Origin of the sequence: Actinomadura sp. NPDC048394, from assembly GCF_040651755.1 — a bacterium.
Taxonomy (GTDB): Bacteria; Actinomycetota; Actinomycetes; order Streptosporangiales; family Streptosporangiaceae; genus Spirillospora; species Spirillospora montaniterrae.
Genome location: NZ_JBEZJL010000021.1, coordinates 13,020 through 39,074 on the forward strand (window position 1 = coordinate 13,020; position 26,055 = coordinate 39,074).

The 26,055-nt window shown below is 74.6% G+C and carries 24 protein-coding genes; 15 read left to right on the forward strand and 9 right to left on the reverse strand.

What is annotated here, in order from left to right; translation table 11 throughout:
* The first annotated feature begins 104 nt into the window (after positions 1 to 104).
* The 8 genes from AB0C78_RS16950 to AB0C78_RS16985 all read left to right on the forward strand — a co-directional run bounded on the left by AB0C78_RS16950 (position 105) and on the right by AB0C78_RS16985 (position 8,226).
* Complete coding sequence (locus AB0C78_RS16950) at positions 105 to 1,238, forward strand: phosphotransferase (RefSeq protein WP_360748213.1); 1,134 nt, start codon at positions 105 to 107, stop codon at positions 1,236 to 1,238.
* A 199-nt stretch (positions 1,239 to 1,437) separates the two neighbouring features.
* A complete protein-coding gene (locus AB0C78_RS16955) occupies positions 1,438 to 2,304 on the forward strand; it encodes an NAD(P)-dependent oxidoreductase (RefSeq protein ID WP_360748216.1) in 867 nt (288 codons plus the stop codon).
* Positions 2,305 to 2,367: 63 nt separating this feature from the next.
* Positions 2,368 to 2,757, forward strand: a complete 390-nt coding sequence (locus tag AB0C78_RS16960) for a VOC family protein (protein ID WP_360748219.1) — start codon at positions 2,368 to 2,370, stop codon at positions 2,755 to 2,757.
* Between the two features lie 11 nt (positions 2,758 to 2,768).
* Complete coding sequence (locus tag AB0C78_RS16965) at positions 2,769 to 3,383, forward strand: class I SAM-dependent methyltransferase (RefSeq protein ID WP_360748222.1); 615 nt, start codon at positions 2,769 to 2,771, stop codon at positions 3,381 to 3,383.
* A 67-nt stretch (positions 3,384 to 3,450) separates the two neighbouring features.
* Positions 3,451 to 4,296, forward strand: a complete 846-nt coding sequence (locus AB0C78_RS16970; RefSeq protein WP_360748225.1) for a hypothetical protein — start codon at positions 3,451 to 3,453, stop codon at positions 4,294 to 4,296.
* The gene (locus tag AB0C78_RS16975; protein WP_360748228.1) at positions 4,293 to 5,408 is read left to right on the forward strand and encodes a hypothetical protein; all 1,116 of its coding nucleotides are present in this window, start codon (positions 4,293 to 4,295) and stop codon (positions 5,406 to 5,408) included. Before AB0C78_RS16970 ends, AB0C78_RS16975 begins: the two co-directional genes overlap by 4 nt.
* Positions 5,405 to 6,877, forward strand: a complete 1,473-nt coding sequence (locus AB0C78_RS16980) for a hypothetical protein (protein WP_360748231.1) — start codon at positions 5,405 to 5,407, stop codon at positions 6,875 to 6,877. The genes AB0C78_RS16975 and AB0C78_RS16980 overlap by 4 nt, the downstream gene beginning before the upstream one ends.
* Positions 6,874 to 8,226, forward strand: coding sequence for an AAA family ATPase (locus tag AB0C78_RS16985; RefSeq protein WP_360748234.1), 1,353 nt, complete (start codon positions 6,874 to 6,876; stop codon positions 8,224 to 8,226). Before AB0C78_RS16980 ends, AB0C78_RS16985 begins: the two co-directional genes overlap by 4 nt.
* A 10-nt stretch (positions 8,227 to 8,236) precedes the next feature.
* On the opposite strand, the gene AB0C78_RS16990 is transcribed toward AB0C78_RS16985, so the two are convergent.
* Positions 8,237 to 9,040 (reverse strand): ATP-binding cassette domain-containing protein, encoded by an 804-nt coding sequence (locus AB0C78_RS16990; protein ID WP_360748237.1) that lies wholly within the window; start codon positions 9,038 to 9,040, stop codon positions 8,237 to 8,239.
* 213 nt (positions 9,041 to 9,253) lie between these two features.
* Here AB0C78_RS16990 and AB0C78_RS16995 point away from each other — a divergent pair, with 213 nt between their 5' ends.
* From AB0C78_RS16995 to AB0C78_RS17005, 3 genes are all read left to right on the forward strand, one after another.
* On the forward strand, positions 9,254 to 9,769 hold the full coding sequence (locus AB0C78_RS16995) for a hypothetical protein (RefSeq protein WP_151546887.1): 516 nt from the start codon (positions 9,254 to 9,256) through the stop codon (positions 9,767 to 9,769).
* An 85-nt stretch (positions 9,770 to 9,854) separates the two neighbouring features.
* Positions 9,855 to 10,544, forward strand: coding sequence for a hypothetical protein (locus tag AB0C78_RS17000; protein WP_360748240.1), 690 nt, complete (start codon positions 9,855 to 9,857; stop codon positions 10,542 to 10,544).
* A gap of 146 nt (positions 10,545 to 10,690) precedes the next feature.
* Positions 10,691 to 10,906 (forward strand): hypothetical protein, encoded by a 216-nt coding sequence (locus AB0C78_RS17005; RefSeq protein ID WP_360748243.1) that lies wholly within the window; start codon positions 10,691 to 10,693, stop codon positions 10,904 to 10,906.
* Between the two features lie 18 nt (positions 10,907 to 10,924).
* Here AB0C78_RS17005 and AB0C78_RS17010 read toward each other — a convergent pair whose 3' ends face one another.
* The 7 genes from AB0C78_RS17010 to AB0C78_RS17040 all read right to left on the reverse strand — a co-directional run bounded on the left by AB0C78_RS17010 (position 10,925) and on the right by AB0C78_RS17040 (position 21,962).
* Positions 10,925 to 12,574, reverse strand: coding sequence for a chromosome segregation ATPase (locus AB0C78_RS17010; RefSeq protein WP_360748246.1), 1,650 nt, complete (start codon positions 12,572 to 12,574; stop codon positions 10,925 to 10,927).
* A gap of 96 nt (positions 12,575 to 12,670) precedes the next feature.
* Positions 12,671 to 13,624, reverse strand: a complete 954-nt coding sequence (gene pip, locus AB0C78_RS17015; RefSeq protein ID WP_360748543.1) for a prolyl aminopeptidase — start codon at positions 13,622 to 13,624, stop codon at positions 12,671 to 12,673.
* 76 nt (positions 13,625 to 13,700) lie between these two features.
* On the reverse strand, positions 13,701 to 17,639 hold the full coding sequence (gene hrpA / locus AB0C78_RS17020) for an ATP-dependent RNA helicase HrpA (protein WP_360748249.1): 3,939 nt from the start codon (positions 17,637 to 17,639) through the stop codon (positions 13,701 to 13,703).
* Between the two features lie 152 nt (positions 17,640 to 17,791).
* Positions 17,792 to 19,276, reverse strand: coding sequence for an NADH-ubiquinone oxidoreductase-F iron-sulfur binding region domain-containing protein (locus AB0C78_RS17025; RefSeq protein ID WP_360748252.1), 1,485 nt, complete (start codon positions 19,274 to 19,276; stop codon positions 17,792 to 17,794).
* Positions 19,273 to 20,091 (reverse strand): hypothetical protein, encoded by an 819-nt coding sequence (locus AB0C78_RS17030; protein WP_360748255.1) that lies wholly within the window; start codon positions 20,089 to 20,091, stop codon positions 19,273 to 19,275. The genes AB0C78_RS17025 and AB0C78_RS17030 overlap by 4 nt, the downstream gene beginning before the upstream one ends.
* A gap of 198 nt (positions 20,092 to 20,289) precedes the next feature.
* Positions 20,290 to 21,198 (reverse strand): SDR family oxidoreductase, encoded by a 909-nt coding sequence (locus tag AB0C78_RS17035; RefSeq protein WP_360748258.1) that lies wholly within the window; start codon positions 21,196 to 21,198, stop codon positions 20,290 to 20,292.
* A complete protein-coding gene (locus AB0C78_RS17040) occupies positions 21,195 to 21,962 on the reverse strand; it encodes an SDR family oxidoreductase (protein WP_360748261.1) in 768 nt (255 codons plus the stop codon). The genes AB0C78_RS17035 and AB0C78_RS17040 overlap by 4 nt, the downstream gene beginning before the upstream one ends.
* A 64-nt stretch (positions 21,963 to 22,026) precedes the next feature.
* Between AB0C78_RS17040 and AB0C78_RS17045 the strand changes: the two genes are divergently transcribed.
* The 4 genes from AB0C78_RS17045 to AB0C78_RS17060 are packed head-to-tail and all read left to right on the forward strand — an operon-like array spanning position 22,027 to position 25,419.
* Entirely contained in the window at positions 22,027 to 22,773 is a 747-nt protein-coding gene (locus AB0C78_RS17045; protein ID WP_360748264.1) for an enoyl-CoA hydratase family protein, read from the forward strand.
* The gene (locus AB0C78_RS17050; protein ID WP_360748267.1) at positions 22,770 to 23,630 is read left to right on the forward strand and encodes a CoA-transferase; all 861 of its coding nucleotides are present in this window, start codon (positions 22,770 to 22,772) and stop codon (positions 23,628 to 23,630) included. Before AB0C78_RS17045 ends, AB0C78_RS17050 begins: the two co-directional genes overlap by 4 nt.
* The gene (locus AB0C78_RS17055; RefSeq protein WP_360748270.1) at positions 23,627 to 24,358 is read left to right on the forward strand and encodes a CoA-transferase; all 732 of its coding nucleotides are present in this window, start codon (positions 23,627 to 23,629) and stop codon (positions 24,356 to 24,358) included. Before AB0C78_RS17050 ends, AB0C78_RS17055 begins: the two co-directional genes overlap by 4 nt.
* Positions 24,358 to 25,419 carry a nitronate monooxygenase gene (locus AB0C78_RS17060; protein WP_360748273.1) on the forward strand — a complete coding sequence of 354 codons (1,062 nt, stop codon included), beginning with the start codon at positions 24,358 to 24,360 and terminating at the stop codon, positions 25,417 to 25,419. The genes AB0C78_RS17055 and AB0C78_RS17060 overlap by 1 nt, the downstream gene beginning before the upstream one ends.
* On the opposite strand, the gene AB0C78_RS17065 is transcribed toward AB0C78_RS17060, so the two are convergent.
* Positions 25,420 to 26,034 (reverse strand): TetR/AcrR family transcriptional regulator, encoded by a 615-nt coding sequence (locus tag AB0C78_RS17065; protein ID WP_360748276.1) that lies wholly within the window; start codon positions 26,032 to 26,034, stop codon positions 25,420 to 25,422.
* Positions 26,035 to 26,055: the final 21 nt, after the last annotated feature.

Below are 26,055 nucleotides of genomic sequence, written 5' to 3' on the forward strand. Positions count from 1 at the left end.
GCCCGGGCCCGGCCGGTTCCCTTTCGCCGGGGCGCCGGGGCGTGTAGCGTCGGGTGGGAACATCCGTTCGACCGCCGTCCGTCCGAGGCCGCCGAGGTGCGAAGGTGCCGACGTCCAGCAGCGCTGATGAGCACGTCGCCGGGAAGCACAGCGCTGAGAAGCACACCGCTGAGAAGAGCAGCGCCGGTGAGAACGGCGCGGGCGAGGGTCCGCCGCCCCGGCTGCTGAAGCGCTGGGGGCTCGACACGGTCCGGGCTCCCGAGGCCATCGGCGGCACGTCCGGCCGGAGGTGCTGGCGGGTCGGCACGTCCGGCGGCCCGTTCTTCCTCAGGGAGTACGCCGCGCTGGAGCGGAGACGAATCCTCGTCCAGCACGAGATGACGGGCGCGCTCGACGCCGCCGGGCTCCCCGTACTCGCGCCGCTGCCCGCCAAGTCCGGACGGACGCTCGTCACCGCCTCGGGTCACGCCTATGCGCTGTATCCGTGGGTCGCCGGGCGCAGGCGCGGCGGGCTCGAACTGACCTTCCGGCAGTGCGAGGAACTCGGGGAACTCCTCGGCCGGCTGCACGCCGAACTGGAGCGGGTCACGCCGCCGGTGCAGCAGAGCCTGCTCGTGCCGACGCCGCGCGCCGCGGACGCGGCGGCCGCTGTCGACGCGATGCTGGAGGCCCTGCCCGCGGACGGCGGCCGCACCGACTTCGACGCGCTGACCGAGCGCAGGCTGCGGGAGCGGCGCGCGCTGCTCGCCGAATTCGCCGGGCATCAGCCGCCGGAGATCGAGGTCAGCACGGTCGGGCACCTGCACGGCGCGTTCCACGCGGAGCATCTGCGCTACGCGGGCGCGGGCAACGTCACGGCGGTGCTCGGCTGGGACGCGCTGACCACGGGCCCGGTCGCGGGCGAGGTCGTGCGGGCGGCGGCGCGGCTGTTCGCCGGCGAGGACGAGCGCGGGCTCGACCTGGACCGGGTGCAGGCGTTCGTGCGGGGGCACCGCGCGGCGTTCCCGCTGGACGCGGGGCAGATCCAGTCGGCGGTGCACCGCGAGTGGTGGGAGCGGCTGTGCGACGTCGCGCCGCTGCGGCACCGCTACCTGGGCGAGGAGGGCGCGGGCGAGCGGGGCGCGGCCGGGCTCGTGTCCTGGTGGTCGGCGCAGCTGGAGCGCACGCTCGACGTGTTCGCGGCGCCGTACACCGACGCCTTCGCCGACGTGCCGGACGGCAGCCCCGCCTACGGCTGAGGCCCTCCGCCACCGCGGCGCGAAAGACCGCGCGGCGCCGCAGCGCGAAAGACCGCGCGGCGCCGCAGCGCGAAAGGACCGCGCGGCGCCGCGATGAGCGGCCGCCGGCGGGTAGGGACATCCGGGATGCGCGACGCGCGGCCGTATGCCAGGCTTGTCCCGCACCATTATGTATCGAACAGTCCAAAAGGAGCCGGAGATGACGCAGATCGCAATGCTCGGCACCGGGATCATGGGCGCCGCGATGGCCCGGAACCTGCTGAAGAACGGCCACGGGGTCACCGCGTGGAACCGCACCCGGGAACGCGCCGAGCCGCTCGCCGCGGACGGCGCGACCGTCGCGGGCTCCCCCGCCGAGGCCGTCGAAGGCGCCGACGTCGTCATGACCATGCTGAACGACGGCGACACGGCGCTCGCCGTGATGACCGACGCCGCGCCCGCACTGCGCGACGGGCGGATCTGGGCGCAGATGGGCACGGTCGGCGTCGATGACGTCCCGCGGCTCGCCGCGTTCGCCGCCGAGCACGGCGCCACCTTCGTGGACTCCCCCGTGCAGGGCACGAGGCAGCCCGCCGAGCAGGGCAAGCTGATGGTCCTCGCGGCCGGCCCGCAGGACGCCCGGACGGTCCTGGACCCGGTGTTCGGCGCGATCGGCAGCCGGACGCTCTGGCTCGACGAGGACGGCGCGAGCGGCGCCGGCACCCGGCTGAAGCTGGCCGCGGTGAGCTACGCCATCTCGCTCACATCCGTCATCGCCGAGTCCGTCGCGCTGACCAAGGGCCTCGGGCTCGACCCGGCGCTGCTCGGCGAGGTCCTCACCGGCGGCCCGCTCGACAACGCCTACCTGCAGATCAAGATGAAGGCGATGCTCGCCGACGACTACGCGACGAGCTTCGCCGTCCGCAACGCGGAGAAGAACACCCGGCTCATCCATGACGCGGCCGCGTCGGCGGGCGTGCGCGTCGACGTCAACGACGCCGCGGGCGACCGGTTCCGCCGCGTGATCGAGCAGGGCCACGGCGACGAGGACATGGCCGCGACCTACCGGGCGAGCTTCGGCGGCTGATCCGTCCGGGCCCGTGGGCGTGGCGGTGCGCGGCGGCGGGCGACGCGGGGCGAGGATGGGGGCATGGAGGTACTGAGCAGCCGCATCCTGCTGCGCCCGGCCGACCTCGAGCGAAGCCGGCGGTTCTACCGCGATGTGCTGGGGCTGGCGGTGTACCGCGAGTTCGGGCCGCCCGACTCGCCCGGCGTCGTGTTCTTCCTCGGGCCGGGGTTCCTGGAGGTGTCGGGGCACGGGCCGGGCGGCGCCGGCCCGTCCCCGATGATCTGGTTGCAGGTCCGCGACGTCCGGGCCGAGCACGACCGGCTCGCGGCGGCCGGGGCGCGGGTGACCCGCGAACCGCGTGAGGAGCCGTGGGGCCTGGTGGAGATGTGGATCGAGGACCCGGACGGTGTGAAGATCGTCATCGTGGAGGTCCCGGAGGGGCATCCGCTGCGACGCGACCCGCGATCCTGAGCGAAGGTGCGATGACCGAGACGCCCGCCGAGTACTGGAACCACAACACCCACTACCACGGCGTCGTGCTGCGCAACGTGCCGCGCGGCTGCGGCGAGGCGCTCGACGTCGGCTGCGGGGACGGGCTGCTCGCGCGCCGTCTCGCGCCGCGCGCCGCGCACGTCACCGGGCTCGACCGGTCGGCGGAGATGGTCGTCAAAGCGAAGACGCTGAGCGAGGGCGTCGGGAACGTCGACTTCGTCGAGGCGGGGCTGCTGGAGTACGACCTGCCGGAGCGGCACTACGACTTCGTGTGCTGCGTCGCCGCGATCCACCACATGGACTTCGCGGCCGGGCTGACGGCGATGCGCGACGCCGTCCGGCCGGGCGGCGCGCTCGTCGTGATCGGCCTCGCGAACAACGCGGGCGTGAAGGACTTCCTGTACGGGGCCGCGGGTCTGCCCGGGCACCTCCTCCACAGCCGGGTCCTCAAGCGCAAGGCCGCGGGCGAGCCGGGCGCACCGCTCGCCGATCCCGACATGACCTGGGGCGAGGTACGGGACGAGGCGCTGCGGCTGCTGCCGGGCGCGGTGTTCCGCCGCCATCTCCTCTGGCGGTACTCCATCGTCTGGCACCGGCCGCGCTGACCCGGGCCGCCGCCGCGAAAACTGGAAAACGCTGGAACTGTCTGGAAGCTCCTGTACTGTCTGCCGCATGCCCCCGTCCCCCGGCGTTCCGGCCCCCGACGCGCTGGAGGCGCGCATCGCCGAGCTGCGCGCCGGCGTGCGCCGCGCGATGGCGACCGGCGACCGGCGGACGGCCCGCGCGCTGCGCGCCGACCTGCGCCGCGCCGAGCAGGCGTGGGACGCCGCCGTCCTCGGCGACGCCGGCGAGCCGGAGGCGCCGCCCGCCCCGGCCGAGCCCGAGGGGCGCCGCGGGCTGCTGCCCGTCCGCGACCAGGTCCACCAGGCGCTGACGCTGCTCGGGGTGCCCGCCGCGCCGAAGCTCATCGGGTCGGTGTACGCGGCGTTCTTCCCCGGCGAGATCCCCGGCACGCGGCTGACGAGCCTGCGCCGCGACGAGGAGCGCTCCTTCCGCACCGCGCCGTACGCGCGGCCCTACTACCTGTGCGCCGCGCTGACCGCCGACCTGCTCGCGCCCGCCCGCGGCCTGCTCACGGTGAGCACCTGGCCGCTGGAGCAGCGGATCGTCGGGCCGCTCAGCCCGCGCACCGACTTCCTCGCCTCCGCGATCCGCCTCGCCGAGCACGCCGGCCGCACGGCGCCCTCGCCGGACGCGCAGCGGCTGCTGTGGCGGTTCGCCTCCAACATTCCCGGTGCGGTCACCGGTACGGTCGGTACAGTCGATCCGGCCGTGCTCGCCGAGGCCGCCCGGGCCGAGCTGGACGTGCACCGGGAGCCCGACCGACGGCGCCGCGCGTCGGCCGCCGGGCGCGCCCGGGCCCAGCTCGACGACGCGGAACGGCTGTTCGGCAGCCGGCTGCGGGCCCTGCAGGATTCCGCACGGCGACGTGCCAGCTCTGGAGAGACGGACCGATGACCGAGACCGCACCGGAATTGGACCGGCTGCGCGGAAGCGCTCCGCCGCGCAACCACGACGCCCGCACGATCGCGGCGCTGACCGCCAATCCCGGCTGCGCCCGCCGCGGGCTGATGGACGCGGCGGGCGTCGACAAGGACGCGGTGGCGCGCGCGCTCGGGTTCCCCGCCCCGTTCGGGCAGTCGCAGTTCGCCATCACGCGCGGCAACGCGTTCGAGGCGCAGGTGAAGGCCGACGGGTGCGCGGAGCTGCTGACGCTGCTGCGCGACCGGATGGGCCTGGCGGTGTCCGAGGTCGCCTACGACGATCTCGAGGTCGTCGCGGGCAACGAGGGCCGCGAGCTGCGGCACACCCGCACTCGGCGGCTGCTCGCCCAGGCGCTCGACAGCGGCGAGGGCACCCTGTTCGACCATCCGCTGCTGCGGCTGGAGATCGGCGGGCAGCTCGCCTACCTGGAGCCGGACGTCATCGCGTTCCAGATCGAGGGCCGGCTGCACGTCATCGAGATCAAGTCGTTCGCGGTGGTGGACGGGCAGGCCGAGCCGGAGCAGGTCGCGGCGGCCGCGCGGCAGTCTGCGGTGTACGTGCTGGCGCTGCGCCGGCTCGTCGCCGAGCTCGGGCACGATCCGGAGCGGGTGTCGCACGAGGTGTTCCTGGTGTGCCCGGAGAACTTCTCCAACCGGCCGACCGCGACGCCGCTGGACGTCCGCCCGCAGCTGGCCGTGCTGGAACGGCAGCTCGCGCGCCTCACCCGCATCGACCGGATCCTGGACGCGCTGCCCGGCGACCTGACGTTCGAGCCGGGCGAGCACCTCGCCGACTCCGTCCGCACGGTCGAGGCCCGCTACGCGCCCGAGTGCATGGCGGGCTGCGAGATGGCGTACTTCTGCCGCGACGAGGCGCGCGCCTGCGGGGCGACGGGCGCGCTCGGCCGGGCCGTGCGCGACGACCTCGGCGGCGTCGACACGATCGGCACGGCGCTGGGCCTCGCGGACGGGTCGCTCAGCCCGTCCGACGACCTCGCGGAGACGGCCGAGCAGCTGCGGGCGGCGGCCCGGCTGCGCGCCGAGGCCCTCGGCACCGGCCACCGGGACGCCGTGACGGCCCGATGAGCGCGCTGAGCTCGCTGGCGCGGCTGGAGGCGGTGCGGGCCGGGGTCGCGCAGCCGCTGGCGACGGTCCGGCACGTGCACGTGTCGGACGCGCCGCTGGTGCTGATCCCGCTGAAGCTCGCGGGCGAGGCGGCGGCGCCGCTGGCCGTCATGATCGGGTCGGCGCCGGACGATCCGTCGCTGCTGGTGGTGCCGCAGCCGCGCAACCGCGACCTGCGGTTCGCGTTCGCGGCGGAGCTCGCCAAGCTCGTGCTGAACCACATCGAGACGAGCCGCGGCGAGGTGGAGGAGCTGCCGCCGGGCAAGGAGGGCGACGAGCGGATCCGGTACGGGAACGCGCCGCAGCTGCTCGTGCCGAACCGGGGCGGGGTCTCGTTCCTGCGGCTGATGGGCCGGTCGACGCGGTTCCGCAGCACCGAGGGCCCGTACGCGGTCGACCCGGCGGTGCCGGTGCTCGGCCGCTGGCTGACGTGGTTCGCCGACCGGCACGACCATCCGGGGTCGTCGCTGCTGCGGGCGATGACGGAGGTGCTGCGGCTGCACTGGGCGACGGGCCAGAGCTCGGTGGAGGACGGCAACCTCGCCGCGCTGATGGGCTGGATCGACCCGCCGGACGGCCTGGACGGCCCCGCCGCCGCGGCCCGCGCCGAAGACCCGGTGACCTGCCCGCCGGCCGGCCCCGCGACCGACCCGACGTTCGACAACGAGGTGCTCGCCCCGGCGATCGCCGCCTACGACCGGTCGGGCGGCGACCCGCGCGCCGGGGACCGGCTCCGCGCGCTCATCGCCGGTCAGCTCGCCCCGACCTGGGACCTGATGTGGCGGGCGGTGGACCTGCTGCGCGCGATGCCGGAGGGCGCGAGCGTCCCGCGCCGCTGGGAGCGCGACCGGGACGCCTTCACCTATTACCACCAGACGTTCGGCGAGGCGTATCCTCAGGCGCGCCGCGACCCGCCCGTCCGGGCGGCGCGGCGGCTGCACGATCTCGAACGCGCCCAGGACGCCTACGAGGCGCAGCGCGCGTTCGACGACCCCCTGGTCATGGCCGAGCACCGGCTGGCCGGGCAGGCGTTCGGCGGGCCAGTCACCGAGTGCGACCCGGCCCGGCTGGACGAGACGGGGAAGCGGCCGAAGCTGCGCCCGCTGCTGCGCGTCCGCACCGCGGACCCCGTGCGGCTCGACATCGGGACGACCGTGTGCAACGCGGCGCGCCCGGCGCTGAAGGGGAGGATCGTGGAGATCGGCGACGGCGGCGTGCTGCTGGAGCTGACCGGCGGGATGGGCCGCAAGCTCACCCCCGAGCCGGGCGCGGTGCCGCAGGTCGGCGAGCGGGTGTGCTTCACCTCGCTCACGGAGGGCTCGTTCGGCACCGCGAAGTTCCCCGACCGGGAGGACACGCCGTGGACGCACGGCGGGCCGCCCGAGGAGTACGTGCCGACCGACGAGGACGCCGAAGAGGACTGGTCATGACCGAACGCCACCTGGTCGCGCTGGCCGGGCCGGGGCCGTCCGCCGACCTCGACCCCGGGGAGGCGGCGACGCGGGCCGTCGACGGCGTGCTCGCCGACCTCGGCGGCGGCCACCGCGGCGTGGTGGTCGACTCCCCGCCGGGCGCGGGCAAGTCGACCTTGGTGGTCCGCGCGGCCGCGCACCTCGCCGAGGCGGGCGAGCGGCTGATGATCGTGGCGCAGACCAACGAGCAGGTCGACGACCTCATCGAGCGGATCGCGACCAAGCACCCGCAGTTGACGCTGGGCCGGCTGTCGGCGTCGGGGTACCTGCCGTCCGAGCGGGTGCTGGCGCATCCGTCGGTGCGGGTCGCGCAGAAGGCCGACGACCTCGCCGAGCACACCGTCGTCATCGCGACCGCGGCGAAGTGGGCGACGCTGTCGGACGGCTCGTGGCCGTGGGCGATCGTAGACGAGGCGTACCAGATGCGCTCCGACATGCTGCTGCGCATCGCCGGGCGGTTCGAGCGCGCCCTGTTCGTGGGCGACCCCGGGCAGCTCGACCCGTTCTCCACCGTCGAGGTCGAACGCTGGGCCGGGCTGGCGTGGGACCCGATGCGCAGCGCCGTCTCCGTCCTGCTCGCGCACAACCCGGACCTGCCCGTCCACCGGCTGCCGGTGTCGTGGCGGCTCCCGGCGTCCGCCGCGCCCGTCGTGTCCGACGCGTTCTACCCGTTCACCGGCTTCCGCGCCGGGACGGAGGACGGCGACCGCCGGCTGGAGTACGGCGCGCGCGGCATGGGCACCACCTACGACCACGCGCTGGAGGAGGCCGCGGCGACCGGATGGGCGCTGTACGAGCTGCCCGCCCGGCACACGCTGCGCACCGACGCCGAGGCCGTCCGCGCGACGGCGACGCTGGCCGTCCGGCTGCTGCAGCGGGGCCCGGTCGCGCACTCCGAGCTCGGCTCCAAGCCCGTGGACGCGACGCGCGTCGCGATCGGCGCCGCGCACCGCGACCAGGTCACCGCGATCCGCGCGGCGCTCGGCGAGCACGGCGCGGGCATCACCGTCGACACCGCCAACCGGCTGCAGGGACGCGAGTACGACGTCACCGTTATGCTGCACCCGCTGTCGGGCCGCCGCGACGCCACCGCGTTCCACCTGGAGTCGGGGCGGCTGTGCGTCCTGGCGTCGCGGCACCGGCACGCCTGCGTCGTGGTGGCGCGGGCGGGCATCCCCGAGCTGCTGGACGCCCACCCGTCCACCGAGCCCGTCCACCTCGGCGTGCCGGTCAAGTTCCCGGACGGGTGGGAGGCGAACCAGTCGGTCCTCGCCCACCTGGCCCGGCACCGGGTCGCCGCGGACTGAGGACCGGCGGCTACGCGGGCCCGGCGGTGGCGGCCCAGCGGCCGCTGTGCCGGGTGATCGTGATCGGGTGGTCGAAGCAGGCGCTGACCAGCTCGGTCGTCAGCACCTCGTCCGCCGGCCCCGACGCCAGGACCTGGCCCTCGCGCAGCAGCAGCGCGTGGCTGGTGCTGGTCGGCAGCTCCTCGAGGTGGTGCGTGACCAGGACCGTCGTCAGGTCCGGGCGCTCGCTCCGCAGCTGGTCGATGCTCGCCAGCAGCCGCTCGCGCGCGGCGACGTCCAGGCCGGTGGCGGGCTCGTCGAGCAGCAGCAGCGGCGGGTCCGGCATCAGTGCCCGCGCGATCAGCGCGCGGCCCCGCTCCCCCTGCGACAGGTTCGGCCAGCGGGCGTCGGTGCGCGCCGTCAGCCCCATCAGCGCGATCAGCTCGTCGGCGCGGCGCAGCTCGTCCTCGCTCGGCGTCCAGCGCGGCACCAGCTCGATGGTGCCCGTCACGCCGGTCAGCACGATCTCCCGGACGGTCCGCGCCGACTCCAGCGGATGCCGCGGGTTGACCTGTCCGATCAGCTTCCGCAGCTCCTGCACGTCGACCCGGCCGAGCCGGCGGCCGAGGATCTCCGCGCTGCCGCGCGTCGGGTGCGTGTAGGCGCCGAGGATGCCGAGCAGCGTGCTCTTGCCGGCGCCGTTCGGCCCGATCAGCGCCCAGTGCTCGCCGCGGAGCACCGTCATGGTCACCCGGTCGAGCAGCAGGCGCCGGTCCCGGACGAGGTCGATCTTGTCGGCGTTGAGCACGATGTCGGTCTGGGCGGGCAGGGACAAGGGAACCTCCCTTTCGAAGGCTCGGCGGGGCGGGCTCGCGGAAGGAGCACCGGGACATGCGAGGAGGCGCGCGGGGTATGCGTCCGGAACACCGGGCCGGGATCGCCGGAGCGGCGGAAGATCTTCAACGTACCCGAACGATCGCGCCGCCGGGTACGAGGGAGCCCCCCGGCCGGATACTGTGAGACCGTGCCTCAGCGATCAGGGAGGGACATGGAGGAGATCGGCTTCATGTGCGCCCGCTGCGGCGGCGAGGTGCACGACGTCACCCACAACCGCGAGGGCTCGCTGGACGGGGTGGGATACCGGCACAACCGCCGGGTGGAGCCGTGGGACCACGAGCTGGAGCTCGCCGTCGGCGAACCGTCCCCGGGCGAGCCCGCGTGCGACTTCTGCGGCGCCGACGGGCCGACGTGGCTCTACTACCCCACGCTCGACCCCGAGGACACCGACATGTTCGAGGTCGAGCTGGACACCACGCACCTGTCCGACGACGACACCGCCGTCGCCGTGCTGAACATGCTCTACCCCTGGTACGCCTGCGACACCTGCTCGGTCCTGGTCGCCGACCGCCAGGTCGACGTGCTCATCTCCCGCGCCCTGGAGCGCACCCCCGTCCCCGAGGACGTCGACGTCGACGAGGACACCGTCCGGGCCCGCCTGCGCGGCTCCCTCTCGGTGTTCTTCACCACCCGCCCCGGCCGCCCCCAGCCGTCGCGCGCCGTCTAGAGCAGGGGCGACGGACCGCTCTGTCGGTGCCGCTCATTATGATCGGTGCCGTTTTCGTGCGGCGGATGTGATTGCGGGGGACCCAGTGATCATCGATAGGCGGTTCCACGGCCCGGACGGGTCGGGCAACGGGGGGTACACGGCGGGGCTGCTGGCGGGGCGGGTGCCGATCGACACGGTGACGGTGACGCTGCGGCAGCCGCCACCGCTGGACACCGAGCTGACGGTCACCGTGGAGGACGAGCGCGGGCACAGCGCGCGGATGTGGGACGGGGAGACGCTGGTCGCGGAGGCCCTCGCGGGGGCGATCGTGGTGCCGCCGGTGCCGCCGGTCCCGTTCGCGGAGGCGCGGGAGGCGGCCGAGAAGTTCCGGGCGATCGAGAACCACCCGTTCCCGCGCTGCTTCGTGTGCGGGCCGGAGCGCGAGCCCGGCGACGGGCTCCGGCTGGAGCCCGGGCACGTCGCCGATGACACCGTCGCGGCGCCGTGGGTGCCCGACCAGGTGCCCGAGCGGACGCTGGTGTGGGCGGCGCTGGACTGCCCAGGCGCCTGGTCGTTCGACGTGGCGGGCCGCCCGGCGGTGCTCGGCACGATGACCGCGCAGGTCACCGACGTGCCCGAGGCCGGTGAGGAGTGCGTGGTGATGGGCCTGGCGCGCAGCCGGGAGGGCCGCAAGATGCACGCGGCGACCGCGCTGTACGGCGCGGACGGGCGGCTGCTGGGCCGCGCCGAGCAGATCTGGATCGAGATCGACCCGGAGCGGTTCGGACGGTGACCGGCGGCGGGCGGCGGGCCGCGTGATCCGGCGCCGCCGCCCGCCAGACCGTTTCCGTTTTCGGTGCCGGAAATATGTCAGGCGACATGGTCCGGCACCAGGGTTACGCTGTTCAATCTGACTTTGCGCGACTGGAGGCGGGTCAGATGAGCGGAACGGTCTTACTTCTCCTCGGGGTGGCGGCGCTCGCGGTGTACACCGGCATGCACTGGGAGCGCGCCCGCCGCGCCGCGTCGGACATGCGGCTCAGCCGCCAGCGGGTCGCCGGCCTCCGGCGGACGGCGGTGCGCGAGCGCGGCCAGGCCACCATGATCGTCGCGGGGGCGGTCTTCGTGCTGGTGCTCGTCGTCAAGTACGGCTGAGCCGCCGGCGTCCGGCCGTCAGGGGCCGGTGAACAGCGGGTCCTCCCGGTCGGCTCCGTTCAGCGGGCGGCTCGGCAGGGGCGGCTCGCCCGCCGAGGGGCCGGCCATGGGGGACGGGGGGCCGCCGGCCGCGGGCGGCGGCAGCATGTGCCCGCCCGACTGCGACGCGCCGGGCGGCGGGCCGCCGTGGGTTCCGTTCGGCCCCTGCGCCCCGGGCGGGACGGGCGCGCCGAGCGGAGCGCCCGAGCCGGCGGGCGCCATCGGCGGCTGCGCGCCGCCCGGGGCGTTCGCGAAGCCCGGCGGCGGCACGGGGCTGCCGCCGGACAGCCGGCCGCCCGGCGGGATGTTCGACGACAAAGTGTTGTGGGTGAGCTGGTCGATCTGGCGGCGCGCGCGGTCGGCCTCGGCGCGCGCGGCGTCGCGCTCCTCGGCGAGCGCGGACAGCGCCGCCTGCTGCTCGGCGACCGACTGGGACAGCTGCCGCAGCTGCACCGCCTGGTCGTTGATCTTGGCGTTCAGCTCGTCGCGCTCGCCGGTGGCGGACTCGGCCCGCGCCTGGGCGGCGTCGCGCTCCTTGGCGGCGTCCTCGGCGCGGGCGTTGGCGCGCACGACCTCGGCCTCGGCCTCCGACTGGGCGCGCAGCGCGGCGGCGCGCTCCGCCTCGGCCTTGCTGGCGGCCTGCATGGCGTGCTGGCGCTGCGCCTCGGTATCGCGCATGGCGTTGCGCAGGTCCTCGGCGCCCTGCTTGGCGACCGCGGCCTCGACCCGCTGCGACTCGGCGGCGCCCTCGGCCTCGGCGAGCTTGGCGTGCAAGCCGACCAGCTCGGCGCGGGCGGCCTCCAGCGCGGCGAGCAGCTCGGTCTCGCGGGCGGCGATGCGGTCGCGCTCGCTCTCGGCGGCGAGCTTCGCCGTCATCGACTGCTGCGCGATCTGGTGCGCCTCCTCCCACGCCTGCTGCGCGGCGTCGCGCTTGGCGGTCGCGAGCCGGGCCTCCTCGCGGGCCTCGGCGGCGTCCTTCTCGGCCTCGTCGGCGCGGCCGCGCGCGGACGACGCCTCCTGCCACGCCTCCTCCGCCTTGCGCTGCGAGGCGTCCCGCTCGCTCTGCGCGATGGCGAGCTCGCGGGCGGCCTCGGCCCGCACCTCGGCGACCCGGCGCTCGACGCCGGCGACGCTCAGCTCGGAGGTCAGCGAGTCGGCGAGCAGGTCCGCGGCCTTCTCCAGCCGCTCGACCATCTCCCAGGTGGAGGCGACCTGGCCGGTGAGGCCGGGCGCGTCCCGGCCCCGCTCGCGGCGGTCGCGGGCCTCGCGGGCGCACGCGCCCTCGTTGTCCTGGCAGTACCGGACGGCGCGGACGGCGCCGACCGGCTGCGGGACCGGCCGCCCGCAGTTCGCGCACGGCCAGACCGTGACGGGGTCGCCCATCCGCGCGACCGCCGTCTCGGCTCCGCCGGTGCCCGTGACGTCGCCGCGCGGCTCCGGCGGGCCCTGCTGCGAGCCTTGCTGCGGCGTGCCCTGCCGCGGGGCCCCCTGCTGCCCTGGCGAGCCCTGCCCGCCGCCCTCGTCGCGCTTCGCGGACGCGGCGTCCTGCGAACCCTCGGAGACCGCGCCCTGGGGAGCCGCGGCCGTCCCCTCGGGGCCGCTATTGTCGCGCTCTTCGCTGTTAGGCATGGAATGAACCATACGCACTAGTACACGGTACTGCAGTGACTTGCGAGGTAGATGTGGGACCAGCCACGTCGTCGCGAAGTGAGTAGACCGGCGGCGTCACCGCGCCGCGAACCGGTCGGTCGCCTCGATGAGCCGGTCCAGGGTGCCGGGTTCGGAACCGCCGTGCCCCGCGTCCTCGACGATGTGGAACTCCGCCTCGGGCCACGCGAGGTGCAGGTCCCACGCCTGGTCCGGCGGCGTCTTCATGTCGTAGCGGCCGTTGACGATGACGGCGGGGACGTGCCGGATCCGGTCGATGCCCGCCAGCAGGCCGCCCTCGGGCAGGAATCCGCCGGCGGCGATGTAGTGGTGGGTGATGCGGGCGAACGCGAGGACCGTGGCGTCGTCGAGGTCCGGGGGCGGGAGGGGCAGCAGCGTGTTCGCGCACAGCTCCCACCCCATCCACGCGCGTGCCGCCGGCAGGTGGACGGCCGGGTCCGGGTCCTCGATGCGGCGGCCGTAGGCGGCGACGAGGTCGTCCCGCTCGTCCGGCGGGATCGCGTCGCGGAACGCGGCCCACTCGGCCGGGAACAGGTGGGCGGCGCCACCCGGGGTGAACCCCCACGCCTCGTCGGACGGGCGGACGAGGTAGATCCCGCGCAGCACCATCTCCGTCACGCGCTCGGGATGGGCCTGCGCGTAGGCGAGCGCGAGGGTGCTCCCCCAGCTGCCGCCGAACACCAGCCAGCGGTCGATCGCCAGGTGCTCGCGGAGCCGCTCGATGTCGGCGACCAGGTGCGGCGTCGTGTTGTCAGCCAGCGGGACGCGGGGGTCGCCGGCGTGCGGGCGGCTGCGGCCGCAGTTGCGCTGGTCGAACAGCACGATCCGGTACGCGGCGGGGTCGAAGAAGCGCCGGAACGGGGGCACCACGCCGCCGCCGGGCCCGCCGTGCAGGAACACCGCGGGCTTGCCGTCCGGGTTCCCGCAGGTCTCCCAGTGGATCCGGTTCCCGTCGCCGACGTCCAGCAGGCCGGAGTCGTAGGGCTCGATCGGCGGGTAGAACTCCCTCAATCCCATGATCCCAGTCATACACGACGATTGATCATGTCGTGTCCCGGCTCGGACGCCCCGGCCGGCCGGCCGGGGCTCAGAGCTGGGCCATCGCCTTGCGGATGCGCTTGTCGGACACGGGGAACCGGGTGCCGAGCTGCTGGGCGAACAGGCTCACCCGCAGTTCCTCGAGCATCCAGCGGATCTGCCGGGCCGGCTCCTCGTCGCGGCGGGACGGGTGCAGCCGGCGGAGCGCCTGCTCGTACTCCTGCGCCAGCACGTCGACCTGGTGGGCGAGCATCCGGTCGCGTCCCGGGTTCTCGGGCAGCTTGTCCAGCCGGACCTGCAGCGCGCGCAGGTAGCGGGGCAGGTCCGCGAGCCGCGCCCAGCCCGTCTCGGTGACGAACCCGGGGTGGACCAGCCTCGCCAGGTGCCCGCGGATGTCGGTCAGCGCCGGGACGAGGGTGAGGCTGGTGGTGCCGCGCAGCCGCCGGTCCAGCTCGTGCGACTCGGCGAGGATCCGCTCGACCAGCCCGACGACCTGGGCGGTGGCGTCGTGCAGGTCGGCGCGGACGCGGTCGTAGAGCGCGCGGAACCCGTCCTCGTCCCACGCGGGCCCGCCCGCCTCCGCGATGAGCCGGTCGGCGGCGGCGGTGACGCAGTCGTCGAACAGCGCCGCGACGGACCCGTGCGGGTTGTGGCTGAGCGCCAGCTTGCCCTTGTTGGTGAGCCGGCCCTGGATGAGCTTCACCGGCGACGGCGCGTTCAGCAGGATGAGGCGGCGGGTGCCGAGCCACATGGCGCGGCGCTGCTCGGCCTCCGTCTCGTACATGCGGACGGCGACGCTCGCGCCCTCGTCGGTCAGCGCGGGGTACGCCTTGACGTCGTAGCCGGCCTGCTTCTGCTCGTAGGTGCGGGGCAGCTCGCCGATCGTCCACTCGGTGAGGCCGGAGCGCTCGACGCCCGACGCCGCTTTGGACAGCGTCCCGCGCACCTTGCCGGCGAGCCGGCGTTTCAGCTCGTCGAGGTCGGTGCCCTCGCCGAGGGTGCGCTTGCGGTCGTCGACGACGCGGAACGTGATCCGCAGGTGCGCGGGCAGCCGCGCCGGGTCCCACGCCTCCCGCGCGACGGGCACGCCGGTCATCGCGGTCAGCTCGCGCTCCAGCGCGTCCAGCAGCGGCTCGGTGCGCGGCGCGACGCGGTCGAGGACCTTGCGGGCGTAGTCGGGCGCCGGGACGAAGTTGACGCGCAGCTGCTTCGGCAGCGACCGGATCAGCTCGGTGACCAGCTCGGTGCGCAGGCCGGGAACCTGCCACTCGAACCCGTCCGGCCGGACCTGGTTCAGCACCTGGACGGGGACGTGCACGGTCACGCCGTCGGCGTCGGTGCCCGGCTCGAACTGGTAGGTCAGCCGCAGCCGCAGCGGCCCCTGCTTCCACGAGTCCGGGTAGTCGGCCTCGCTGACGCCGCCGGCCGTCTCGTTGATGAGCATCGACTTCTCGAACCCGAGCAGGTCGGGGTCCGAGCGCCGCGCCTTCTTCCACCACGCGTCGAAGTGCCGCCCGGAGACGACGTCCTCGGGGATCCGCTCGTCGTAGAAGTCGAAGAGCGTCTCGTCGTCCACGAGAATGTCGCGGCGGCGGGCGCGGTGCTCCAGTTCCTCCACCTCGTCGAGCAGGGCCCGGTTGTCGTGGAAGAACTGGTGGTGGGTCTCCCAGTCGCCCTCGACGAGCGCGTGCCGGATGAACAGCTCGCGGGACAGCGCCGGGTCGATGGAGCCGTAGTTGACGCGCCGGTCAGCGACGATCGGCACCCCGTACAGGGTGACCTTCTCGTGCGCCATGACGGCCGCCTGCTTCTTCGACCAGTGCGGCTCGCTGTAGTTGCGCTTGACGAGGTGCTCCGCCAGCGGCTCGATCCAGTCCGGCTCGATCTTCGCGTTGATGCGGCCCCAGAGCCGGGACGTCTCGACCAGCTCCGCCGACATCACCCAGCGCGGCGGCTTCTTGAACAGCGCGGACCCCGGGAACACGGCGAACTTCGCGCCGCGCGCCCCGAGGTACTCCTGCCCGCGCCGCGGCTTGTCCTTGTCCTTCTTGTCGGTGTCGACGAGGCCGATGTGGGAGAGGAGGCCGGCGAGGAGCGAGACGTGGATGCGGTCGGGCGGCGCGTCGGCGGTGTTGAGCGTGACGCCCAGCGACTTCGCGACCTGCTTCAGCTGGCCGTGCAGGTCCTGCCACTCGCGGACGCGCAGGAAGTGCAGGAACTCGTTCTTGCACATGCGGCGGAACGCGCTGCCCGACAGCTCCTGCTGCTGCTCGCGCAGGTAGTTCCACAGGTTCAGGTACGCCAGGAAGTCCGACGTCGGGTCCGCGAACCGGCGGTGCCTGTCGTCGGCGGCCTGCTGGTGCTCGGCGGGACGCTCGCGCGGGTCCTGGATCGACAGCGCGGCGGCGATGATCAGCACCTCGCGGACGCACCCGTTGCGGTCGGCCTCCAGCACCATGCGGGCGAGCCGCGGGTCGACGGGCAGCTGCGCGAGCCGGCGGCCGAGCGGGGTGAGCCGCTTGCGCGGGTCCTTCTCGGCCGGGTCGATGGCGCCGAGCTCGTGCAGCAGGTCGACGCCCGCCTTGACGTTGCGGCGGTCCGGCGGCTCGACGAACGGGAACGCGGCGATGTCGCCGAGGCCGAGCGCGGTCATCTGCAGGATGACCGACGCGAGGTTGGTGCGCAGGATCTCCGGGTCGGTGAACTCGGGGCGGGACTCGAAGTCCTCCTCGGAGTACAGCCGGATGCAGACGCCCTCGGACACGCGCCCGCAGCGCCCCTTGCGCTGGTTCGCCGACGCCTGCGAGACCGGCTCGATCGGGAGCCGCTGCACCTTCAGCCGGTGGCTGTAGCGGGAGATGCGGGCGGTGCCCGGGTCGACGACGTACTTGATGCCCGGGACGGTCAGCGACGTCTCGGCGACGTTCGTCGCGAGCACGACGCGCCGCCCGCGATGCGCCTGGAACACCCGGTGCTGCTCGGCGGCCGACAGCCGCGCGTACAGCGGCAGCACCTCGGTCGCGCTCTTGGTGCGGGTGAAGTGCTTGGTGAGCGCGTCGGCGGTGTCGCGGATCTCCCGCTCGCCGCTGAGGAACACCAGCACGTCGCCGGGCGCCTCGCGGCCCAGCTCGTCGACCGCGTCGATGATCGCCTGGATCTGGTCGCGGTCGGGGTCGGCGGACGGGTCGTCCGGGTCGGAGACGGGCCGGTACCGCACCTCCACCGGGTACGTCCGGCCGGACACCTCGACGATCGGGGCGTCGCCGAAGTGCCGGGAGAACCGCTCGGGGTCGATCGTCGCCGAGGTGATGATCACCTTCAGGTCGGGCCGCCGCGGCAGGATCTCCTTGACGTAGCCGAGCAGGAAGTCGATGTTCAGGCTGCGCTCGTGCGCCTCGTCGATGATCAGCGTGTCGTACTGGCGCAGCAGCCGGTCGGTCTGGATCTCGGCGAGCAGGATGCCGTCGGTCATCAGCTTCACGAGCGTGTCGTCGCTGGACCTGTCGGTGAAGCGGACCTTGTAGCCGACGGTGTCGCCGAGCTCGGTGCCGAGCTCCTCGGCGATCCGGTCGGCGACGGTGCGGGCGGCGAGCCGGCGCGGCTGGGTGTGGCCGATGGAGCCGAGCACGCCCCGGCCGAGCTCCAGGCAGATCTTCGGGATCTGGGTGGTCTTGCCGGACCCGGTCTCCCCCGCGACGATCACGACCTGGTGGTCGCGGACGGCGGCGAGGATGTCGTCCTTCTTCTGCGCGACCGGCAGCTCCGCCGGGTAGGTGATCGCGGGCACGGCGAGGCGCCGCCGCTCGACCCGCCGCTCGGCGGCCTCGACCTCGGCGGCGATCTCCTCGGCCACCTTCGCGCGCCGCGCCGCGTCCCGCATCTTCTGGGTGCCGTCGATGCGGCGGCGGAGCCGGTGCTGGTCGCGCAGCATCAGCTCGGGCAGGCGCGCGCGCAGGTCGGCGAGCGGCGATCTCACAGGCGTCCTCATAACCGTCGACAAGGATAGGGTTCCAGGCCGGCAGGCCCCGCTCACCCCTCAAACCTTCGCACCGTAGCCGGAACCACCCGCGCCGGGCGATCCATTTTCCGTCGGGCGCCCCGGTTACAACACCCGACGCCCCGCCCGGCATTCCGCGCGGGTCAGGAGGCCCGGCCGGCCTTCTCGTGGGGCGTCCGCGGGACGAGGCGCAGCGCGAGGCCCGGGCAGATCGCGACGGCGCGCCGCGCGTCGGCCTCCAGCCGGGCCGGGATGGGCTCGGTGGGGATCACGGGGTAGTTGTACTCGTCCATCCGGACGGTGCCGCGCAGCACGTCGGCGCACAGGCCGTGGCCGTCGCAGCGGCTCCAGTCGACCTCCAGCCGCAGCTCGGCCGCCTCGGCCTCGGCGGGCAGCACCCCGAGAGTGGGCCGCCCGCAGCCGCCGTCGGAGGCGTGCCGGGCGACGTCGGCGGCGAAGACCTCCAGCGCGGACAGCACGAACCGGGCGGTGCCGTCGGGGTGGGCGCACGCGCCGCGGCCGTCGACCATCCCGACGGTGCGGCGGACGGCCTCGGCGGCGGACGCGACGCCCCGCCCGGCGGCGATGTCGGCGAGCGCGCCCGCGATGTCGGGCAGCCCGAGCCGGCACGGCCCGCACTGCCCGGCCGACTCGGCGGCCAGGTATCCGGCGACGCGCGCGCACTCGCCGAGCGGGCAGGTGCCCCGGCCGACCGGCATGACGATCCCGGCGCCGAGCGCGCCGCCCGCCGCCGCGAGCCCGGCGCGCGACACCCCGGTGCGGGTCGCGACCTCGCCCTTCAGCCAGGCGCCGTGGTACCCGCCGACCAGCACGCCCTCGCCCGCCCGCGCGCCGCACAGGTCGAGCAGGTGGCCGAGCGGCGCCCCGGCGGGCGTCTCCACCACGGCCGGGAAGCGCGCCGAGCCGGTCACGGTCAGCAGCACCGTGCCGGGCTCGTCCGGCGTCCCGATCCTGCGGTACCCGGCCGGGCCGAGCCCGGCGAGGACGGCGAGCTGGGCGTAGGTCTCGGCATTGGACAGCAGCGTGGGCAGGCCGTCCACGCCGCGGGTCGAGGCGCGCCCCTTGCGGCCGGGCGGGATCGGTCGCTTGCCGTTGATGCCGCGCACCAGCGCGCCGCTCTCGCCGGTGACGAACCGCTCCGGCAGCAGCGCGACGCGGGCCCGGCCGCCGAGGTCGCGCTCGGCGATCGCGTCCCGCACCGACCCGGCGGCCGCCTCGTCCGTCACGGCGACGATGATCTCCAGCGAGCCGAGCGCGGTCGCGGCGAGCGCGGCGCCGTCCAGGATCAGGTGCGGCGCGCCGCGCAGCAGCGCCTTGTCCTTGGCGCTGCCGGGCTCGCCCTCGGTGCCGTTGACGACCACGATCGTCCGCTTGCCGCGCCGGACGGCGCTGTCGGCGGTCGCCCGCACCTTGCGCGCGAACGGGAAAGCGGCGCCGCCCCGGCCGTGCAGCCGCCCCGCCTCGCACAGCGCGACGAGCTGGTCGGTGGTGAGGGGCCGCGGGTCGGGGTGCAGGGCGCGGTGGGCGTCCCAGTCGAGGCGTCCGCCGTCGGCGAGTCCCTTGGTGAGGCGCGGCGGGCCGACGTGCCGGACGGCGAGCGCGGTCACGGCGTCCTCCTCTCGCGGGGCCGCAGGACGGGACGGGCGGCGAGCGCGAGCGCGACCCCGGCCACGCACAGCAGGTAGCCGGCCGTCACCCACACGGCGGGGGCGCGGCCGGAGGTGAGGCCGTGCCAGATCCCGAGCGGCCAGGCCGCGTACGCGGTGAGATGCGTGGCCCGCCAGGCCCACGGGTGCTTGGTGCCGGCGAAGCGGCCCCGCGCGATCCCGCCGGCCACGGCGAGGAGCAGCAGGTAGAAGGCGATCACGCCGATGTCGTAGTCGGCGGCGTGCCGGCCGGGCAGCGGCAGGACCGCCTGGGCGATCCCGACCCGGTGCTCGGCGAGCTGCGAGGCGATGTGCACGGCCAGCATCGCGACGGCGAGGAAGGCGGTGGCCCGGTGCACCGCCTGGGCCCGCAGCCGGTGCCGGGAGGCGAGGATCGCGCGGTCGGTGGCCAGCAGCCCGATCATGACCGTCAGCGACAGCGCGACCAGCGCGAAGACCCCGCAGTAGAAGTCGAGGAACCGGCCGACCGGCCGCAGCACGGGCGACGCCGCCCCGGTCTCGGCGCCGAGGCCGAGGAGGGCTCCCGCCACGACGGCCGCGGCCGCCCCGGCGGCGATGCGGCCCCGGTGCGCGCCTCCCCTTCGCCGCGGGGACGCGACCGCCGGCGCCGGGTCGGGCCCGGGCCGCCCACCTGGCCCGCGCGGGGCCGGTACGGCGCCGGGCCGGCCGCCCGGCCCGGCGAGGAACGCGCCCGTCATCTCGTGGGCGGGGCCGCGGCGCGGCGCGTCCCCTGGCGGCGGACCCTCAGGAGCCATGGCGGCACCCCCTGCCTTTCGCGTCGTCCGGGGAAATCCCCTGGCAACTACGACGCGTGATCACCCCATACCGGTTCGGTGACACGACCGTCCCCCGTCCCCCGCCGTTATCCGGAATGGTGGCAGGTCAGGACGGTTTCACGGGGTTCGCGACCGGAACCGGCCGCGCCCGGCGGCGGCCGGGCGCGGGCGAGGGGGTCAGCCGGCGCCGTAGACGGGCTCGGGTGCCGGCGCCTTGGCGAGCAGGCCGGTGACGACGTCGCCGACCTCGGCCGGGTCCCAGCGGGCGCCCTTGTCGGCGGTGGGGCCGTGCCGGAAGGCGTCCATCACGCAGATCTTGCCGCCCTCGGCCTCGAAGACGCGGCCGGTGACGTCCTTGGACTGCGCGGAGCCCAGCCACACCACCAGCGGCGACACGTTCTCCGGCGCCATCGCGTCGAACTCGCCCTCGGCGGGCGCGGCCATCGTCTGCGCGAAGACCTCCTCCGTCATCCGGGTGCGGGCGGCGGGCGCGATCGCGTTGACGTTCACCCCGTACCGGCCGAGCTCGGCGGACGCGACGAGCGTGAGCCCGACGATGCCGGCCTTCGCGGCGGAGTAGTTGCCCTGGCCGACGCTGCCGAGCAGGCCCGCGCCGGACGAGGTGTTGATCACGCGGGCGTCGACCGGGCGGCCCGCCTTGCTCTCGGCCCGCCAGTACTGCCCGGCGTGCTTGAGCGGCAGGAAGTGGCCCTTGAGGTGGACGCGCATCACCGCGTCCCACTCGTCCTCGGACAGGTTGATCAGCATCCGGTCGCGCAGGAACCCGGCGTTGTTGACGAGGGTGTCGAGGCGGCCGAAGGTGTCCACGGCGGTGGCGACGAGCGCGGCGGCGCCGGCGTCGGTGGCGATGTCGTCGGTGTTGGCGACTGCGCGCCCGCCGAGCGCCTCGATCTCCTTGACGACGTCCTGGGCGGGGCCGCCGGAGGCGTCGCCGGTGCCGTCGCGGGCCACGCCGAGGTCGTTGACCACGACCAGGGCGCCCTGCCGGGCGAACTCCAGCGCGTGCGCGCGGCCGAGCCCGCGCCCGGCTCCGGTGACGGCGACCACGCGGTCCTTGCAGATCATCGCGACTCCTCCTTGTTCACGGTGGCGGCGTCCAGGAACGCGGGGCGCTCTCCCCCGCCGTGCATCAGCATCTGCGACCCGGTGATGTAGGACGCGAGGTCGGAGGCGAGGTAGACGCAGGCGGCGCCGACCTCGAACGGGTCGCCGAGGCGGCCCATCGGGACGGTCCGCGCGACGGCCTGCACGCCCGCCTCGTCGCCGTAGTGCAGGTGCGCCAGCTCGGTGCGGATCATGCCGAGGATCAGCGTGTTGACCCGCACCCGCGGCGCCCACTCGACGGCGAGTGACTGGGTGAGGCTGTGCAGCCCGGCCTTGGCGGCGCCGTAGGGCGCGGTGCCCGGCGACGGCCGGACCCCGCTGACGCTGCCGATGTTGATCACCGAGCCGCCGTCCGGCATCAGCGGGCGCAGTGCGCGCGCCATGATGAGCGGCGCGGTCAGGTTCAGTTCCAGGATCTTCAGGTGGGTGCGCAGCGGGCCGTCGGTGAGCGGCAGGAACGGCCCGCCGCCCGCGTTGTTGACCAGCACGTCCACCCGGTCGAGCCCGGCGGCGAACGCCTCCACGGCGTCGCCGTCGCGCACGTCCAGGGAGGCGAACGAGGCCGTGCGGCCGCCGGCCTCGGGCAGCGCGTCCGGCTCGCGCCGGGCCACCGCGATCACGTCGGCGCCCGCCTCCAGGAAGGCGCGGCTGATCCCCGCGCCGACACCGCGCACGCCCCCGGTGACCACGACGGTCCTTCCCGCCAGGTCCAGCGTCAGTGACATCCCGCCTCCTCCGAGCCCCTCTGCTACGGTCTGTTCTAACAAATGTTTGGTGGAAAGGTAGCGCATGGGAGTCTCCACCACGACCCTGGACGGGGTCGCCGAGATCGTCGTGGACGCGCCGCCGGTCAACGCCCTGACCGTCGCGGGCTGGTACGAGCTGGCCGACGCGGTGCTCGCGGCCGGCCGCGACCCGCAGGTCGGCGCCGTCGTGCTCCGGGCCGAGGGCCGGGGCTTCAACGCGGGCGTCGACATCAAGGAGATGCAGCGGACCGAGGGCCACACCGCGCTGGTGGGGGCCAACCGGGGCTGCTTCGCGGCGTTCGCCGCCGTCTACGACTGCGAGGTGCCGGTCGTCGCCGCGGTGCACGGCTTCTGCCTCGGCGGCGGGATCGGCCTCGCGGGCAACGCCGACATCGTCGTCGCGTCCGACGACGCCTTCTTCGGCCTGCCCGAGGTCGACCGGGGCGCGCTCGGCGCCGCGACGCACCTGGCCCGGCTCGTCCCGCAGCACCTGATGCGCGCGATGGTCTACACGTGCCGCACCGTGACCGCGGCCGAGCTGCACCACCACGGCTCGGTGCTGGAGGTCGTCCCGAAGGACGAGCTGCGCGCCAAGGCGCTGGAGGTCGCCGGGAACATCGCGGCGAAGGACAAGTACGTGATCCGGCGCGCCAAGGAGTCGCTGAACGGCATCGACCCGGTCGACGTCCGCCGCAGCTACCGCTACGAGCAGGGCTTCACGTTCGAGCTGAACCTCATGGGCGCGGGCGACGAGCACCGCGACGCCTTCGTGGCCAAGGGGGCGAAGTGAGCAAGGTACTGACCATCGACGAGGTCGTCGGGTCGCTGGAGAGCGGCATGACGGTCGGGATCGGCGGCTGGGGCTCGCGGCGCAAGCCGATGGCGCTCGTCCGGGCGCTGTGCCGCTCCGACGTCACCGACCTGACCGTGATCACCTACGGCGGGCCGGACGTCGGGCTGCTGTGCGCGGCGGGCAAGGTCCGCCGCCTCGTCACCGCGTTCGTGACCATGGACTCGATCCCGCTGGAGCCGCACTTCCGGCAGGCGCGCCAGACCGGGGCGATCGAGCTGACCGAGTACGACGAGGGCATGTTCATGTTCGGGCTGTACGCGGCGGCGCACCGGCTGCCGTTCCTGCCCACCCCCGTCGGGCTCGGCTCGGACGTGATGCGCGTCAACCCGGAGCTGAAGACGATCCGGTCGCCGTACGAGGACGGCCAGGAGCTCGTCGCCGTCCCGGCCCTGACCATGGACGTGTCGCTGATCCACATGAACCGGGCGGACGCGCGCGGCAACGCCCAGTACCTCGGCGCCGACCCGTACATGGACGACCTGTTCGCCAAGGCCGCGGACCGGACGTACGTCTCCTGCGAGCGGCTGGTCGACACCGCCGACTTCGCCAAGGAGGGCCCGCCGCAGTCGATGCTGATCAGCCGGGCGCAGGTGACGGGCGTGGTGGAGACCCCGAACGGGGCGCACTTCACCGACTGCGAGCCCGACCACCGGCGCGACGAGGCGTTCCAGAAGCTGTACGCGAAGTCGGCGGCCGACCCGGAGGCGTGGGCGGCGTTCCGCGACCGGTTCCTGTCCGGCGACGAGGCCGCCTATCAGGACGCCGTCCGGACCTGGCAGGAGGAATCCCGATGAGCGATGTGACGAGGGCGGAGGTCTGCGCGGTCGCCTGCGCGGAGCTGTTCCGCGGCGACGGCGAGATCGTCGCGGCGGCGGTCGCCGGGTTCGTGCCGATGCTGGGCTCGCGGCTCGCGCGGGCCACGTTCGAGCCGGACCTGCTGACGACCGACGGCGGGCCGACGCTGAGCGCCGAGCCCGTCCCGCTGGGCCGCACGGCCGAGGTGGCGGAGGGCTGGCTGCCGTTCCGCGACCACCTGTGGCTGGTGCTGAACGCGCGGCGGCACGTGGTGATGGGGCCGTCGCAGATCGACCGGTACGGCAACACCAACATCTCGTGCATCGGCGACTGGGAGCGGCCGACCCGGCAGCTCCTCGGGTCGCGCGGCGGGCCGGGCAACACGCTGCTGAACCCGACGAGCTACTGGGTGCCGAAGCACTCGACGCGGGTGTTCACCGACAAGGTCGACTTCGTCAGCGGCGTCGGCTGGGACCGGGGCGCGCACGAGATCCGCGCCGTGGTGAGCAACCTGGCGGTGCTGGACTTCGACACCCCCGACCACCGGATGCGGCTCCGCTCGGTGCACCCCGGCGTGACCGTCGACGACGTCGTGGCCGCGACCGGGTTCGAGCTGGCCGTCCCGGACGAGGTGCCGCAGACGCGCCTTCCGGACGACGAGGAGCTGCGGGTCATGCGCGAGGTGCTGGACCCGAAGGGCCTGCGCGAGCGGGAGGTCCCGGCCTGATGGAGCAGCGGCTCGACACCCCGCTGACCCGGCTGGCGGGCGTGCGGCACCCGGTCGTCCAGACCGGCATGGGCTGGGTGGCCGGCCCGCGCCTGGTCACCGCCGTGGCGAACGCGGGCGGCCTCGGGATCCTGGCATCGGCGACGATGACGCTCGACCAGCTCGCGGACGCGATCCACGAGGTCAAGGACCGCACGGACGCGCCGTTCGGGGTCAACCTGCGGGCCGACGCCGGGGACGCGGGCGACCGCATCGACCTCCTCATCAAGGAGGGCGTGAAGGTCGCCTCGTTCGCGCTCGCGCCGAAGAAGGAGCTGATCGCCAAGCTCAAGGACGCGGGCCTCGTGGTGATCCCGTCGGTGGGCGCGCGGCGGCACGCGGAGAAGGTCGCGGGCTGGGGCGCGGACGCGGTGCTGGTGCAGGGCGGCGAGGGCGGCGGGCACACCGGCGCCGTCGCCACCACGCTGCTGCTCCCGCAGGTCGTGGACGCGGTCGACATCCCGGTGATCGCGGCCGGCGGCTTCTTCGACGGGCGCGGGCTCGCCGCCGCGCTGTCCTACGGGGCGGCGGGCGTGGCGATGGGCACCCGGTTCCTGCTGACCTCCGACAGCTCGGTGCCGGACGCGGTCAAGCAGGTCTACCTCAAGACCGGCGAGACGGTCGTGACCCGCCAGGTCGACGGGATGCCGCACCGGGTGCTGCGCAGCGAGCTGGTCGACGAACTGGAGTCGGCCGGGCGGATCAGCGGCCTGGTCCGGGCGCTGCGCAACGGCGCCCGGTTCAAGAAGCTGTCCGGGATGTCGTGGCGCGCGATGCTCGCCGACGGGAAAGCGATGAAGCACGGCAAGGACCTGTCCTGGTCACAGGTCCTCATGGCGGCCAACACCCCGATGCTGCTCAAGGCGGCGATGGTCGACGGCCGTCCCGATCTCGGCGTGATGGCGTCGGGCCAGGTCGTCGGGGTCATCGACGACCTGCCGAGCTGCGCGCGGCTGATCGACGGGATCGTGGCGCAGGCCGTCGAGGCCATCGCCGCGCAGCAGTCGCTGCTGGTGCGCTAGCTAGGCGCTCCCGAGGCCGCGCAGCACGGCCGCCAGTCCCCCGCGGAACTCCTCGTCGGGGCCGATCCGGCGGGCGTGCCGCGCGGTCTCGGCCATGTTCGGGAACTCGTCCTCGGGGAGCGCGGCGATGACGAGGGTCCCCTCCCCCTCCAGCGGGCCCAGGTGCTCCAACTGGATCGCGCCGATGATGTAGGCGATCACCGCCCGCAGCGCGATGGCCGCCCGGGGCCCGGTGATCCCGGCGTCGCGCAGGATGCCCGCGACGGTCTCCCCCCAGCACAGCGAGCCGGCCGAGTCGTGCCGGTGCGTGAGCGTCAGCGGCATGATCGCCGCGTGCGCGCCGAACGCGTCCCGCAGCCGCAGCGCCATGGTCTCGATCCTCTTCTCCCACGGCCCGGCGGGCGGCGGCGCGGGATCGACCTCGGCGTAGACCAGGTCGATGACGAGGCCTTCCAGTTCCTCGCGGTCCCGGACGTACCGGTACAGCGCCATGGTGCTGAGCTTGAGCTCCTTGGCGACGGCGCGCATGGACAGCCCGGCGAGGCCGTCCCGGTCGATGACGGCGAGCGCCGCGGCGGCGACCTGGTCCTGGGTGAGCGAGCGGGGTCGAGGCATGGCACTTGACAGCGTACGGCA